This window comes from Sphingomonas hengshuiensis (genome assembly GCF_000935025.1).
GTDB lineage: Bacteria > Pseudomonadota > Alphaproteobacteria > Sphingomonadales > Sphingomonadaceae > Sphingomonas > Sphingomonas hengshuiensis.
Genome location: NZ_CP010836.1, coordinates 2,850,137 through 2,863,210, shown reverse-complemented (window position 1 = coordinate 2,863,210; position 13,074 = coordinate 2,850,137). Strand labels below are relative to the sequence as shown.

14 protein-coding genes and 1 tRNA gene are annotated in these 13,074 nt (G+C 64.5%); 8 read left to right on the top strand and 7 right to left on the bottom strand.

Annotated features, from left to right (window positions below; translation table 11 throughout):
- Positions 1 to 217: 217 nt before the first annotated feature.
- From TS85_RS24715 to TS85_RS12640, 3 genes are read right to left on the bottom strand one after another with little or no spacing between them, the layout of a single operon-like run.
- Entirely contained in the window at positions 218 to 1,003 is a 786-nt protein-coding gene (locus TS85_RS24715; RefSeq protein ID WP_044332603.1) for an ImmA/IrrE family metallo-endopeptidase, read from the bottom strand.
- Positions 1,000 to 1,377: a hypothetical protein gene (locus TS85_RS24150; protein ID WP_052507894.1), complete on the bottom strand. Its 378-nt coding sequence runs from the start codon at positions 1,375 to 1,377 to the stop codon at positions 1,000 to 1,002. The genes TS85_RS24715 and TS85_RS24150 overlap by 4 nt, the downstream gene beginning before the upstream one ends.
- Complete coding sequence (locus TS85_RS12640) at positions 1,374 to 1,892, bottom strand: RNA polymerase sigma factor (protein WP_044332600.1); 519 nt, start codon at positions 1,890 to 1,892, stop codon at positions 1,374 to 1,376. The genes TS85_RS24150 and TS85_RS12640 overlap by 4 nt, the downstream gene beginning before the upstream one ends.
- Before the next feature lie 231 nt (positions 1,893 to 2,123).
- On the opposite strand from TS85_RS12640, the gene TS85_RS12635 reads away from it, so the two are divergent.
- The 5 genes from TS85_RS12635 (at position 2,124) to TS85_RS12615 (ending at position 6,506) form a co-directional block, all read left to right on the top strand.
- Positions 2,124 to 3,656: an adenylate/guanylate cyclase domain-containing protein gene (locus TS85_RS12635; protein WP_044332599.1), complete on the top strand. Its 1,533-nt coding sequence runs from the start codon at positions 2,124 to 2,126 to the stop codon at positions 3,654 to 3,656.
- A gap of 5 nt (positions 3,657 to 3,661) precedes the next feature.
- Entirely contained in the window at positions 3,662 to 4,453 is a 792-nt protein-coding gene (locus TS85_RS12630) for an E2 domain-associated cysteine-rich protein (protein ID WP_052507893.1), read from the top strand.
- Between the two features lie 42 nt (positions 4,454 to 4,495).
- A complete protein-coding gene (locus tag TS85_RS12625; RefSeq protein WP_044332598.1) occupies positions 4,496 to 5,419 on the top strand; it encodes a TIR domain-containing protein in 924 nt (307 codons plus the stop codon).
- A gap of 401 nt (positions 5,420 to 5,820) precedes the next feature.
- On the top strand, positions 5,821 to 6,084 hold the full coding sequence (locus tag TS85_RS12620) for a type II toxin-antitoxin system Phd/YefM family antitoxin (RefSeq protein ID WP_044332597.1): 264 nt from the start codon (positions 5,821 to 5,823) through the stop codon (positions 6,082 to 6,084).
- Positions 6,084 to 6,506, top strand: coding sequence for a type II toxin-antitoxin system VapC family toxin (locus TS85_RS12615; RefSeq protein ID WP_044332596.1), 423 nt, complete (start codon positions 6,084 to 6,086; stop codon positions 6,504 to 6,506). The genes TS85_RS12620 and TS85_RS12615 overlap by 1 nt, the downstream gene beginning before the upstream one ends.
- Positions 6,507 to 6,569: 63 nt before the next feature.
- On the opposite strand, the gene TS85_RS12610 is transcribed toward TS85_RS12615, so the two are convergent.
- The 3 genes from TS85_RS12610 to TS85_RS12600 all read right to left on the bottom strand — a co-directional run bounded on the left by TS85_RS12610 (position 6,570) and on the right by TS85_RS12600 (position 9,125).
- On the bottom strand, positions 6,570 to 7,802 hold the full coding sequence (locus tag TS85_RS12610) for a tyrosine-type recombinase/integrase (protein ID WP_044332595.1): 1,233 nt from the start codon (positions 7,800 to 7,802) through the stop codon (positions 6,570 to 6,572).
- Positions 7,803 to 7,997: 195 nt separating this feature from the next.
- Positions 7,998 to 8,071, bottom strand: a tRNA-Gly gene (locus tag TS85_RS12605).
- Between the two features lie 64 nt (positions 8,072 to 8,135).
- Positions 8,136 to 9,125 (bottom strand): bile acid:sodium symporter family protein, encoded by a 990-nt coding sequence (locus tag TS85_RS12600; protein ID WP_044332594.1) that lies wholly within the window; start codon positions 9,123 to 9,125, stop codon positions 8,136 to 8,138.
- Positions 9,126 to 9,276: 151 nt separating this feature from the next.
- Here TS85_RS12600 and TS85_RS24710 point away from each other — a divergent pair, with 151 nt between their 5' ends.
- A complete protein-coding gene (locus tag TS85_RS24710; protein WP_162184719.1) occupies positions 9,277 to 10,242 on the top strand; it encodes an asparaginase in 966 nt (321 codons plus the stop codon).
- 8 nt (positions 10,243 to 10,250) lie between these two features.
- Here the strand turns inward: TS85_RS24710 and trhO are convergent, their stop codons facing one another.
- A complete protein-coding gene (trhO, locus tag TS85_RS12590; RefSeq protein WP_044332593.1) occupies positions 10,251 to 11,204 on the bottom strand; it encodes an oxygen-dependent tRNA uridine(34) hydroxylase TrhO in 954 nt (317 codons plus the stop codon).
- A gap of 154 nt (positions 11,205 to 11,358) precedes the next feature.
- On the opposite strand from trhO, the gene TS85_RS12585 reads away from it, so the two are divergent.
- Positions 11,359 to 12,222, top strand: coding sequence for a BadF/BadG/BcrA/BcrD ATPase family protein (locus TS85_RS12585; protein ID WP_044332591.1), 864 nt, complete (start codon positions 11,359 to 11,361; stop codon positions 12,220 to 12,222).
- Between the two features lie 120 nt (positions 12,223 to 12,342).
- The gene (locus TS85_RS12580) at positions 12,343 to 12,609 is read left to right on the top strand and encodes a hypothetical protein (RefSeq protein WP_044332588.1); all 267 of its coding nucleotides are present in this window, start codon (positions 12,343 to 12,345) and stop codon (positions 12,607 to 12,609) included.
- Positions 12,610 to 13,074: the final 465 nt, after the last annotated feature.

Here is a 13,074-nt window from a genome sequence, read left to right as displayed (position 1 = left end):
GCGTCCGCGCTCTACGGAAAACCTTGAAAATCCCGGCAAACCCAGCGCCAAACCCCAGGGCCACCCAAAGCGCCACCTCGAATCCTCAATACGATCGCATCAGCGGGTAAATGGAGGCGCCCAGCTGCCGATCTTCCTGCACTCCAGACCGAGCGTTTGGTCGCAGTGGGCCAGCGCGAGTGTGCAGGGTTAATCCGTCATTGCTAAGACCGTAGCGCTACATCTCCAGCATCTTCGGATCAGTAAGTTCGACAATGGTCGCGATGCGATTGTTTGGCAGACCGAAGGCCTGCTCCGTTACCGTGAAGCGCTCGGCGATCGGGGTATCGAACCAGCACGACGCTTTCACCACCGTCGGTCGGCTGGGCTCCGATCCACCGTTAAACAGCATTCGGAAGGTCGGGCTCTCTGGCAGAAGGTCTGACCTCGGAAACCAGCGATCAGGGATGAGCGGAGGCCGGCGGAACCATCGCATGCCTTCATGCGAGTGGCAGATCAAGAGAGCGGGAAATCGATTGGTCGATAGCGCCCGGATGGTCGTCGCGGTGAGGCTCGTCTTGAATTGGCTGGCCAACGATTTCACCGAGGCAAGCGTGAGACGGTCGATGTCTCCAGCGAGTGGCCTAAAGATATAGCCCGGCAGAAGAAGGTCAGAAGCATAGGCGTCCGCCTGAAGCTCCGCCGTGAGCGGAGTGCGGCGCCCGTCGCTCAACGTTCGTCCGATGTCAGCGCTTCTGCACTTCAGACAGAGACCGCGGTGGCGGTGCCAATGTCCGAGTTCATGTCCAATTGAGAATCGTCGACGTTGGGGAGTAGCGGCGGAATCGATCGTTATGATGGCCCGCCCATTCTGGCCGACTATCCTCGCTTCGCAAGATTTCAGCGAGCGATACTTGACCTTGGCTCCCAACGAGAGCGCGACCACCTCGAGGTCGATTTCGGCTGGTTCGGTTACTCCCAAGGCCTGGAGCGCCTGCTCTGCTGCCGTCAATGGCGCGCTCATTCCTTCTTCGCTGCCTCGTCACGTTCCAGCTCGGCTAGATCTTCGAGCAGACCTTCCTCTTCATCGTCGCCCCCGCCCACCGCATTCCGGGCCGCAAGGGTCATTTTCATATCGGGATCGTTGGCCGCAGCTTTTAGCTTCGCCCGCATGCGCACCGCGTCGACCTCGATCACGGTCGAGATCCGACGTTCATTATTCATCTGCATCCTGAGTTCCGTCATGCGGCGCTTGCGGATCGCGAGTTCTGCTCCTTCGAGACTTTTCCTCAAGGCCTCGAGTGCACCTTCTTCGATCTCGCCGGAATCGTCCGAGAAGATCTCATCGAGCATGAATTCGTCGATTAGCGACATGGGATCGGTGTCTTTAACATTCATTGTCCCAGTCCTTTCGGAAATGCGCCCTGCAGCCGCCGTCTTAGCCGTTTGCGCACCGTGTCGAGGCCCTTGACGTCAACGTCGAGCAACTTCTGCAATTCTTCGCCCCGCATCTTGTCACAGATACCCTCCACCAGAAGTTGGAGCTGCTCGTCTCCATCGATTAGGCGCCCGATCTCGGAGAGCATGGCGGCGTCGTCCCGGGATGATGCTGCCAATGCCTCTGGCGAGGGCGAGGGATCCGCGAGGGCGGGAGCCGATATCCCGTCCGGTGTCGGCCGCACCTCGCGCCGTCCGGCCCTGACCAATTTGATCTCTTCCCAAGCGATGCTCTGGATTATGCCGCCTACTTCGCGCGCGAAGTCGAAGTTGCGGCGGACGTGCCGCTTGCCGGCCAGAAGACGCACGAACGTCTCCTGGCGGAGATCGTCTTCGTGCATGCCGCACCGTCCCGCGAACCACTTGGCCGCGCGCATGATGGCGGTCGCATCGCCCGAAGAGAGCTGGCCGATCATGGTCCGAACCTCCTCCCCCGAAAGATAGTCTGGTTCCTCACCCTCAGTTGTGGCTGTAGTTCTCTGCACTCGGCTCAGTCCCCTCCAGAGCATATGCGGTCTTGCCCGAATTTTCGGACACGAAAATTTCCGTGTCCGAGTTCGCGACGAGCCCCGCATTCATTTTTTGGAAGACGAGATCGCGCTTGCAAGCGGAAAAAAGCTTGAGGCGGCACGAAATGGAGAAAAGTCATGGCCAAAAGCTGGAAGCACGATCGGGCTGCTGATCACATCGCCAAGAAGCTGGATGACGTCGAGAACGTGACAATCTTCGACTACCGGCGGGACATGTCGCTCGAGTCCATCCCGAGCAACAAGGCGTATCGCGTCGATGGAGTGCATCTCTATGCCGACATTTTGAACCTGTCCGACATGCTGAACGTCACGACGGTCGAGGGCGAGACCTGCCATCGCCGCACGCTGCGCTTCCTCAACCTCCACTACCGCGCTGTCCACCGCATCCTCGATCGATGCGATGTTAGACGGGTGGATTTCCATAACCAGCGTCTCCATGCGATCGTGACGAAGCCCTACAATTCCGAGACTGACGCGGAAGCCAAGCGCGTCCGTCGGGCGGTGGCGGTGGCCCAGCTCATCATCGATGTGCTGAGGGAGACCGGTGATGCTGACGAGAAGATCCCGAGTGCTGAAGTGCGCGTAGGGATCGACACGGGGAAGGCGCTGGCCGTTAACAACGGTCGGCGCGGTGGTCGCGAGCCGCTGTTCCTCGGTGCTCCGGCCAACCATGCGGCGAAGATGTCGAGCGGTGGCACCAAGGCCGGAATCTTCCTGACCAACGAGGCTCGCAAGGCGATCGGCCTCGATGCGGTGGACAAGCCCGTCTCGACTGCGCTCTCCACCACCGAGATTGAGGACTGTCAGCAGAAGGCTGCGCTGGGTGTCTCAAAAGACAAGATCGTGAAGGAGTGGGAGGATGATCTGGAGAGAAGCCCGATCGGCGCTTTCAGTTTTTCACGCCACACCCCGCCGCTGCGCAATCTGGACATCACGACGCTGACGCCGGCTAATTCGCGACGCCAGGAGGCGGCCTCGGTATACGCGGACATCGACGGCTTCACCGCCTATGTCGCGAAGCACATCGATGACGCTGCCGAGGATGTCGTCAGGGTCTTCCATGTGATCCGCGCCGAGCTCGACAGGGTACTGACCTGTGATTTCGACGGTCGGCGCATCCGTTTCATCGGGGACTGTCTGCACGGGCTTCTATGCGATGGTACTGTCCAAACCACCGACGATCCCGAGACGGTCAGCACCGCCACGCTGTGCGCGGGGGCACTGCGCTCCAGTTTCGAGTTGTGCCTAGAGAAGCTGGAGGCCGTCGACATCGACGCTGCGGGATTGGGGTTGGCCATCGGCTTCGAGTTTGGCACGATGACCGTCACGCGGCTGGGCATGCAGGGCGATCGTGTGCGCTGTTCGGTCAGCCGGGGAGTCCTAGCGTCCGAGCAGGAGCAGGCGCGGTGCACTGGCACTGAGACCGCCATCGGTGCTTCCGCATACGATGCCGCGACGCAGGCGGTCCGCGATCTTTTCGGGTCTAAGAGGAAGGTGAGCGGGCTCGACTACAACGAAGCCGTCGAGGCCCTTGCCGAGAAGGGCGACGACACCGCGAAGGCCGTCAAGAAGGCTGCGTTTGCCGCCTCCGCTCCCGCGATCGCCGCGGCCTCCGACCGCACCGTCCGTCCCTACGCTGAAGGTTTGTGACAGGCGTGGCGGCGTATGATCCGATCGGCCCGATAGCGGCCCTTCTTCCCGATTTCGGTGCCTCGGAGCTGCATCGGGGCACAGGAATCATCCGGATCTCGCTGCCTGTTCCCCTGAGCGATGGCAGGCAGCCGGTATTCATCTTGGACGTGGGCACCTCGGGCGGCGCGATATCCGTCCGCGAGACCGTGCCGGCGCACCTGCCTTCCTTCTGTCCGGATCGGCACATCAACCACGACGGCACCTTCTGCCTGTTCTGGCGCGCGGTTGACGGCATTGAGGTCGTCAATCCGGAGACCGCGCGCGACTGGCTGGAGACGCTGGTGCGGTTCCTACAGTTGCAACTGCGTGCGGCCCGGCTGCGGCGCTGGCCCGACGGGCGTGGCCGATCCCACGGCGCAGCCGCGTTCTACCAGCACCGCGCCGAAGCCGCGGCGGCACGTCTGGGCGAGCCCTTCGCCACCGACATAGTGGAGGGGCGTCTTGGCACGAAGCGGAAGGGTGGCAGTGCCGAGGGCACCGCGATCAGGGTGATGAAGGAGGGGCGCAGGCTGTTCTCCGTCTGGGAGCGCAGCCGGCGGGTCGTGAATCTGCGGCAGCCGTGCCTCTGCCCCGCTGGGTCGGGCAGCCGTCCTGTCATTCTTAGATCGTGCGGCAGTCATGCCGCTGCTGCTGCGGATCTCGCGATTGAACTGAACGAGATGGCGGCGGCTGAGCGGGAGTTCTGGCAGTCGATGAAGGGATCTCCCTGCTGCGGGACGATGGCCGACTGCCCGCTGGCTGGAGCTTCCGCATGAGGGCGCCGGCATCTTCGAGAGACTATCATGGAGTTTTCAACAATGACGGGACTGAGTGAGCGCTTCGACAGGGCTGCCATCATCGATGCGCTGCTGCGGCAGCCGCTGATCAGAAGAGACAAGGAGCTGGCCGGGAAGTTCGCGGACATCGGACGTCCGAGGGAACTCGCCCCGAGCGAGGTTCTGGTGGAGCAGGGAGACTGGGCGAAGGACCTGTATTTCGTGCTGGCGGGCGAGTTCGACGCGATCGTTCATGGGCAGGTCAAGCAGACGCGGGTCGCCGGCGAGGCTGTCGGTGAGCTCGCGGGGCTGAGCCCCTCTCGTCCGCGAACGGCGACGCTGAAGGCAACGAAGCCGAGCTTTGTGCTAGCCATCGGTTACTCCGAGCTCCAGGAGATCGTTGGATCGGACGTCGAGTTCTGGAAGGCTGCGGCGGATGCCGTTGCGGATCAGCTCGACCATAGAAACCGTGAGATTGGTGCCGTCAACGAGACGCCAAGGGTGTTCGTCATCTCTTCGAAGGAAGGCATTGAGGTCGCCCGCGAATTGCGTAAAAATCTCGATAGTGACGAGATCCAAGTTTATCTCTGGGATCAAGACACCTTCATGATCTCGGATTACCCGATCAGCGCGCTCGAGGATGCGATCGAGCGCTGTGACTTCACGATCGCGGTCGCCCAGGCTGACGACGTGCTGATCACCCGCGAGGAGACCCACAAGGTGCCTCGGGACAACGTTCATTTCGAATATGGCATTTCCATTGGACGTTTGGGACGCGATCGTTCCTTCCTGCTTGTTCAAGCCGATACAAAGGTCAAGCTGGCCTCCGATCTCGCTGGCCTGACGACTCTACGATATCAGGGTGGCGACAAGGACAAATTGAAGCGGTCAGTCGCGAAGGCATGTGATGTCGCGCGCGAACGCATCGAGTTCATCGGCGTCCGTCGGGATCGGAAGGCGTGTTGAGGACGTCCGGCCGCGCCGCTCTAAACTCTGCCATTGCGCTATCGACTGATCGAAACCGTAATTGGCCCACTTTTTGAAGCCCCCCCGGTCAGGCAAACGCTGGATGTCGGCTTCTGGCAAGAGTGGCCGTTAGAACCGCCGTGCTGGAACGGCAGTGATGTCCCATGGCCGGTCGATCTCGCAATCATGGATCGACCTCAGGAATGATGGCTTTCCAAGCGGCACCCATTTGAAAAGCCGAGCGGGCAACTCTCCTAGGTGGGGGATCACTCAAGCCGCATCATATAATGCCGCTAAAGCAGCTAGAATTTTTGGGACCCATTGCAGGGTACCCACGCGGCTTGACTTTCGCGGCCCCGCTGACAATGTAGCAACATATCGTCAAGCGCCAGGAGGGCGTCATGGGCATCACCAGCCTTACCAGCCGAGAGTTCAATCAGGACGCCGCGCGCGCCAAGAAGGCAGCGCTGCATGGCCCCGTGTTCATCACCGATCGCGGACGCCCCGCGCATGTCCTGCTCTCGATCGAGGAATATCAGCGGCTGATCGGCAAGGGGCCGACGCTATGGGATATGTTTGCGGACAAGGATGACGGCGGCGACTTCGATTTCGACCCGCCCAAGCTGAACATCAGCTTCCGCCCGGCCGAGTTCGGCGGGGATTGATGTTCCTGTTCGACACCAACGTCGTTTCGGCACTTCGAAAGCCGGAACGCGGCGGCCCTGTGTTCGAGGCTTGGACAAAGATGGCCGTCGGTGCTCGCCCGTTCGTGTCGGCTGTGACGATCATGGAGCTCGAAATCGGCATCCTTCGGCTGCAACGTCGGGATGGAACACAGGCAGAGTCGCTTCGTCGCTGGATGGACAAGACCGTGATGCCTGGATTTGCAGATCACATTCTCGATTTCGACGCGGCGGTGGCCCGTCGCTGCGCAGCGCTCCACGTTCCTGATCCCCGCTCGGAACGTGACGCGATGATCGCCGCCACCGCGCTTGTCCACGGCCTCACCGTCGTCACCCGCAACACCGCCGACTTCATTGCAACCGGCGTTCCGCTGCTCAATCCCTGGGAAGATCCCGCCCAATAAGCGTGCGGCGTCGCGTACCGACACCTACCGGCGCGCGATCGGGTACGGCGTGACCGAAGGCGTTCAGCCGACCCGCACTCCCGGGAAGGGCAAGATCGTGGCGCCGCTGCGCAGGCTGTCGAGCAGGTTCGACCACCACTGCGCCATCGCTACCCGCTCTTTCCAATGGGTACCGCGATGATAGGCCGCACGAACCTTGTCGGTATCGCCATGCGCCAACGCGCGTTCGATTGCGTCGTAGGACCATTGGCCCGACTCGTTGAGCAGGGTGCTCGCCATGGCCCGGAAGCCATGCGCGGTCATTTCATTGCTGGCATAGCCCAAGCGGCGGAGTGCGGCGTTGAGGGTATTGTCCGACATCGGCCGCGTGCGCGAGCGCATCGACGGGAAGACATAGCCGTTGGATCCGGTGATCGACCGGATCTCCAGCAGAATGTCGATCGACTGGGTCGAGAGCGGAACGTGGTGCGGCTTGCGCATCTTCATCTTCTCCGCGGGGATGGTCCACACGGCGATGTCCAGATCGATCTCCTCCCATCGTGCGTGGCGCAACTCTCCAGGGCGGACAAACACGTGCGGCGCCAGTTGCAGCGCCCATTTGGTCATGCCCTGACCTTCATAGGCGTCGATTGCCCGCAGCAGCTTGCCGACATCCTTCGCTTCGGTGACCGCGCCATAGTGCGTGACGGTTGGCGTCAGCAGCGCGCCACGGAGGTCTCTCGTCGGGTCTGACTTCAATCGGGCGGTGGCGACGGCATAGCGGAATACGGCGCCGGCCAGCTGCAGGGTACGGCGCGCGCTTTCCAGCTTGCCGCGCTTCTCGATCTTCCGGATTGCGGCCAAGGCGTCGATCGGCTCGATCTCATGGATCGGCATTTTGCCGATGGAGGTATCGAGCAGGCTGAGAAGATATTCACACCGTGCAGCGGTCGAGGGCGCCCAGGCCCTGTCGCCGTCGCGCCGCCGCTTCGAGCAATATTCCTGGGCGACTCGGGTAAAGGTGTTTTCCGCCAGCGCCTCGCCTCTGAGTTTCTCGCGCTGCCGCTCCAGAACCGGGTCTTTCCCCTCTGCGAGGAGATCGCGCGCGTCGTCGCGCAGCTTGCGCGCATCACGCAGACTTATGTCTGGGTAGGAGCCGAAACTGAGCTTCTTCTCGATGCCGTGACGCTTGAATCTCATGCGCCAAAGGCGGGAGCCGGATGGCGCCACGATGAGGAAGAGGCCCAGCTCGTCATACAGCTTGTAGGCCTTGTCGCGGGTCCTCGCCCGGCGAATTGCGATGTCGGTCAAAGCCATAGTGCGGGCCTTTCGTCGCGAGGCCCACCCCGGTGGGCCTCATGCCAAATTTAGGCCCGAAATTCTCGAAAAAAGGCCCCACCTGCGCTTGCGCTTTAATGGGACGGGACGAGCAATCACGAGCCGGATGACCCGAAAAATACCGCAGATTTCCGCGGTTTACAAAGCTCTGTGAGATTTCGTGAGATCGAAAAATGGAGCGGGTGAAGGGAATCGAACCCTCGTCGTAAGCTTGGGAAGCTTCTGCTCTGCCATTGAGCTACACCCGCGCGGCGTCGCCCGGTGGACGATGCGGCGCCCCGGATAGCTGTGCGCCGGGCGTCTGGCAATGGGCTAGTTTGCGGGCGCGACCGTCGCCTCGTCGGGCTGCGCGGCGTAGCGGCGGGCGATGATGGCGCAGGCGATCAGCTGGATCTGGTGGAACAGCATCAGCGGCAGCAGGATGCCGCCGATCTGCGCTGGCGGAAACAGCACGCCTGCCATCGGCACGCCCGAGGCGAGGCTCTTCTTCGATCCGCAGAACAGCAGCACGATCGCGTCGGCGCGCGCAAAGCCCAGCGCCCGGCCCAGCCCCCAGGTCGCGCACAGGATGACCGCGAGCAGCGCGCAGCACAGCAGCAGCACGAGCAGCAGCGTCATCCCCGAGACGCGGCTCCACAGCCCCTCGACCACCGCCGCGCTGAACGCGGTATAGACCACGAGCAGGATCGAGCTGCGATCGACGATGCCGACCATCTTCTTGTGCCGCCCGACAAAGCCACCGATCAGCGGGCGCGCCAGATGCCCCGCGACGAACGGCAGCAGCAGCTGGAGCGCGATCGACTCCACCGACTTCAGCGAAATTCCCGGACCATCGCCGGCCCCGGCCATCAGCAGCGCGACCAGCGCCGGAGTGAGCAGGATGCCGATCAGGTTCGAGAAGGACGCGCTGCACACCGCCGCGGCGACATTGCCGCGCGCGATCGCCGTGAAGGCGATCGATGACTGGACGGTGGAGGGCAGCAGCGTGAGGAACAGCATCCCGGCGGCAAGGCCGGGGTCGAGCCGCGGGATCGAGGCGATCCCAAGCCCGAGCAGCGGAAACAGCCCGAAGGTGACCGCGAACACCGCCAGATGCAGCCGCCAGTTGCGCGCGCCGTCCAATATCGCCTCGCGCGACAGCTTTGCGCCGTGGAGGAAGAACAGCAGCACGATCGCGGCATCGGTAATCGCTTCGAACCATGGCACCCCGGCGCCGCGCGCGGGCAGCAGCGTGGCGAGCAGCACGGTCGCCAGCAGCGCGAGGACGAACGGTTCGAAAATGGCGATCACGCGGCGTAGCATCGGACACTCCAGGCTGATGGCGCGCCGCTTAGCGCGCTTTCGCCGCGGGAGCAGCCGATTTTCGTACGTCGTCGCGCACGAGTGTGTCGCGGCGGCGGGCTTTGCGCTATCGGCGCCGCCACGGAACGAAGTGCGTGCGATCGGAGGTGCGATGTCCAGCCTGGTGTTGATCGATGCGGGGGGCACGATTGCATCGCTGCCCGATGCGCAAGGGGTGCTGGTCGGGCGCGCCGGCTCCGCGCGATTGCGCGACGTGCTGTCGGCGGATGCGCGCGAAGGCGTGGTCGAGCGCCAGGCCTATGCCGGGCTCAGCGAGGATATGGGCCTTGCCGATGCGATGCGGATCGTGACGATCGTTGCCCAGGCAGAGGCTGAGGGCGTCGGGGGTGTGTTAGTCGCGCATGGCACCGATACGATGGAGGACGTCGCCTTCCTGGTCGACCTGTTTCACGCCGGGCAGGGGCCGGTGCTGTTCACCGGCGCCCAGCGTGCGGCCTCGGCGCCGGGGTGCGATGGCCCCGCCAATCTGCACGACGCCGTCACGGTGGCGCGCGATCCTGGCGCGCGGGGCATCGGCTGCGCGATCGTCTTTGGCGGGCGTATCCTGCCCGCCCGCAGCGCGCGCAAGCTCGACAGCAGCGGCCCCGAGGCGTTCGGCCCGCATGGCAGCGCGATCGGGCGCGTCGACGATCACGGAGTGCGCTTCACCGCGACGCCGCGCCGCCCCGCGCCCTTTGCGATCGTCGATCCCGAGCCGCGCGTCGAAATCGCGGCGCTGGGTCTGGGGAGCGGGCCTGCGCTGGTCGACGCGCTGGTCGCCGGGGGCGTGCGCGGGCTGGTGGTCGAGGGGTTCGGGCGCGGCAATGTGCCGATGGACGTCGTGCCAGCGATCGAGCGCGCGCGCGCGGCGGGCGTGCTGGTGGGGATAGCCACCAGTTGCATCGGCGGCGGCACCGCCCCAACCTATCAGTCGGGCGCGCGGCTCGCGGCTTTGGGGGCGGTCGGCGCCGAGGACCTGAGCGCGCGCAAGCTGCGGCTGCTGTTCGCAGTCGCGCTGGGCGGCGGGCGCGATGCGGCGACGGCGGAGCGGCTGGCGCGCGAGTGGCTCGCGGCCTAAGGGGCGGGCTAGCCTTGGTCGGGCGCCGGGAACACCGCGCCGACATGGCGCTCGCCGCGCGCCTCGGCCAGCATCGCCTGGCGGTGGCGCTCGGCGTAGCGGGTGCGCTGTTCGTCGGTGCGGGTCGCGTGGCAGGCGGGGCAGCTCACCCCCTCGACATAGAGCGGCGACGCGCGGTCCTCGGCGCCCACCGGCATCCGGCACGCGCGGCACAGGCCATAGTCGCCGGGGACCAGCCCATGGCCGACGCTGACGCGCTCGTCGAACACGAAACACTCGCCGTGCCAGCGGCTCGCCTCGGGCGGGACGGCCTCGAGATAGGCGAGGATGCCGCCCTTCAGGTGGAAGACCGAATCGATGCCCTCGGCCTTCACGAACGCGGTCGCCTTTTCGCAGCGGATGCCGCCGGTGCAGAACATCGCGACCTGCGGCATCCGGCCCTCGGCCTCGAATTCCGCCCGGTGCGCGCGGAACCAGGCGGGGAAATCGCGGAAGCTGTGGGTCCGGGGATCGATCGCGCCGTCGAAGCTGCCGATCGCGACTTCATAGTCGTTGCGGGTGTCGATCAGGATCGTGTCGGGCCGCTCGATCAGCGCGTTCCACTCGTGCGGTGCGACATAATGGCCGGCGTCGAGCGGATCGATATCGGGTTCGCCCATCGTCACGATCTCGCGCTTGATCCGCACCTTCATGCGCAGGAAAGGCATTGTCGGCGCGCGCGATTCCTTGACGTCGAGATCGGCGCAGCCCGGCAGCGCGCGGATGTGCGCCAGGACATGGTCGATCGCGGCATCGGCGCCCGCGATCGTGCCGTTGATCCCTTCGCGCGCCAGCAGCAGCGTGCCCTTGACCCCGACGGCATCGCAGGCGGCGGCGAGCGGCGCGCGGATCGCGGCGCACTCTGCGAACGGCGTGAACCGGTATAGCGCGACGACGCGGATGGGATCGGCGGGATTCTGCACTGTGCGACGGGTTCCTGATGGCGTGGCGGGGGAGGATCGAGCCCCTAGCAGAGCCACGCGCGCGCGTCATCCGGGCAGGGCAATCCCGGCGTTGCGGCGGCCCGGCGGGGGTCCTAGAGGGTGGCGCAAAGGGTCAAGCGTCAAGGAGTGCGGCATGGTCTATTATCTCGGGATCGATGCCGGGGGCAGCCATTGCCGCAGCCGGTTGATCGACGCGAGCGGCACCGTGATCGGCAGCGGCAAGACCGGCCCGGCCAATGCGCGGGTCGGGCTGGAGATCCTCCACGCGACCTTGCTCGACGCGATCGGACAGGCGATTGCCGAGGCCGGGCTCGACCCGGCTTCGGTCGCGACGATCCGCGCGGGGATGGGGATCGCCGGCATCTCGCGCCCCGGCGTGCGCGAGCGGCTGGAAAGCCTGGCCTTTCCCTTCGCGTCGGTCGCCTATGAAACCGATGCGGCGATCGCCAATATCGGCGCGCATGGCGGCAGGGACGGCGCGACATTGGTGATCGGCACCGGCAGCATCGCGCAGGTGCGCGTGAACGGGCGCGATTTCGCGATCGGCGGCTATGGCTTCCCGATCTCCGACGAAGGCAGCGGCGCCGCGCTGGGGCTCAGCGCGATGCGCCACGCGCTGCGCGCGCTCGACGGACGGACGACGCGGACGCCGCTCAGCACTGCGGTGAGCGAGCGCTTCGGGCATGACACGGCGCGTGCCATCGCCTGGATGGATGAAGCGACGCCCAAGGATTACGCCCAGCTCGCCCCGATCGTGATGGACCATGCCGAGGCCGATGATTCGATCGCGCGATCGATCGTCGAGGACGCCGCGCTGCACGTCGAGCGCTTCATCGAGACGGTGTTCGCAAAGGGGGCGCCGGCGTGTGCGCTGGCCGGCGGGCTGTCGCTGCGGATGCGGCCATGGCTGCGCGCGCGGACGGTGGCGCGGCTGAGCGAGCCGATGGGGGACCCGCTGGATGGGGCGTTGTTGCTGGCGGGGTTTGTGCGGGAGTAGGTTGGGGTGCTGCGTGATGGGAAGGGCGGGTTCCGCCCCCACTAGCGGACATTCGCTTGTATGCTACCAAGCAATATGCCGGTCGCATCACCCCCAGTCCCTCCAAGAACTCCAGCGCCTATGTCACAAGGCGAAATCGAGTTCATCAAGGATACGGTGCAGCGCTTCTATGGCGCAGATGCCGTCATTCGTAATTTCGGCCCTGACCCGAATCGTTTAGAGATCCACGTCGAGACTGACGCGGAAACTGACATGCGGAAGTATGACTGTCTTGGAGTACTGCTCACCCGTATCGATCGCGCGCAGATTAGCCTGGAAGTGACAAGGCGCGGGGAGAAAGTGCGCGGATCGGCGAAATTGGCATATCGCCAAGGTGTGATCCTCTAACGGCAGCTAGCCGCCAATTCCGGGCACTCGCAGCGAGCTTCGCCCGTGCCGTCCGGCGCAGCAGCCGCCCCCTTGCAATCGCGGCGATGTTCCCCATATGTACCGAACTTGCCTTCCGGCGACCGCTCTTTGATTCCGTAAGATACCCCCCTCACGTGCACGAAGCGGCGCGCTTCGCGGGCTCGACCCATGTTCCGGCTGGCGGTTCCCGCCAACTGTCCACGAGCCTAAACTTCCTAAACTTCGCATCCCCCCGCCGGCTCGTGGCGAGGCCTGCCGAAAAACGCGCATACGCCTAAACTTCCTAAACTTCGCTCGGTGGCCACCACCCCGGCGCGGTGGTTCTCCACCAGACTACGCCATCTCGCTACCGCATCCCCCCTCAGCCCACCTTTCCAACCCCGACACCACGCCCCCAATCCAAGTCCGCGTCACCCCCCGCGCCGCTTCCAGAAGTACCAGATC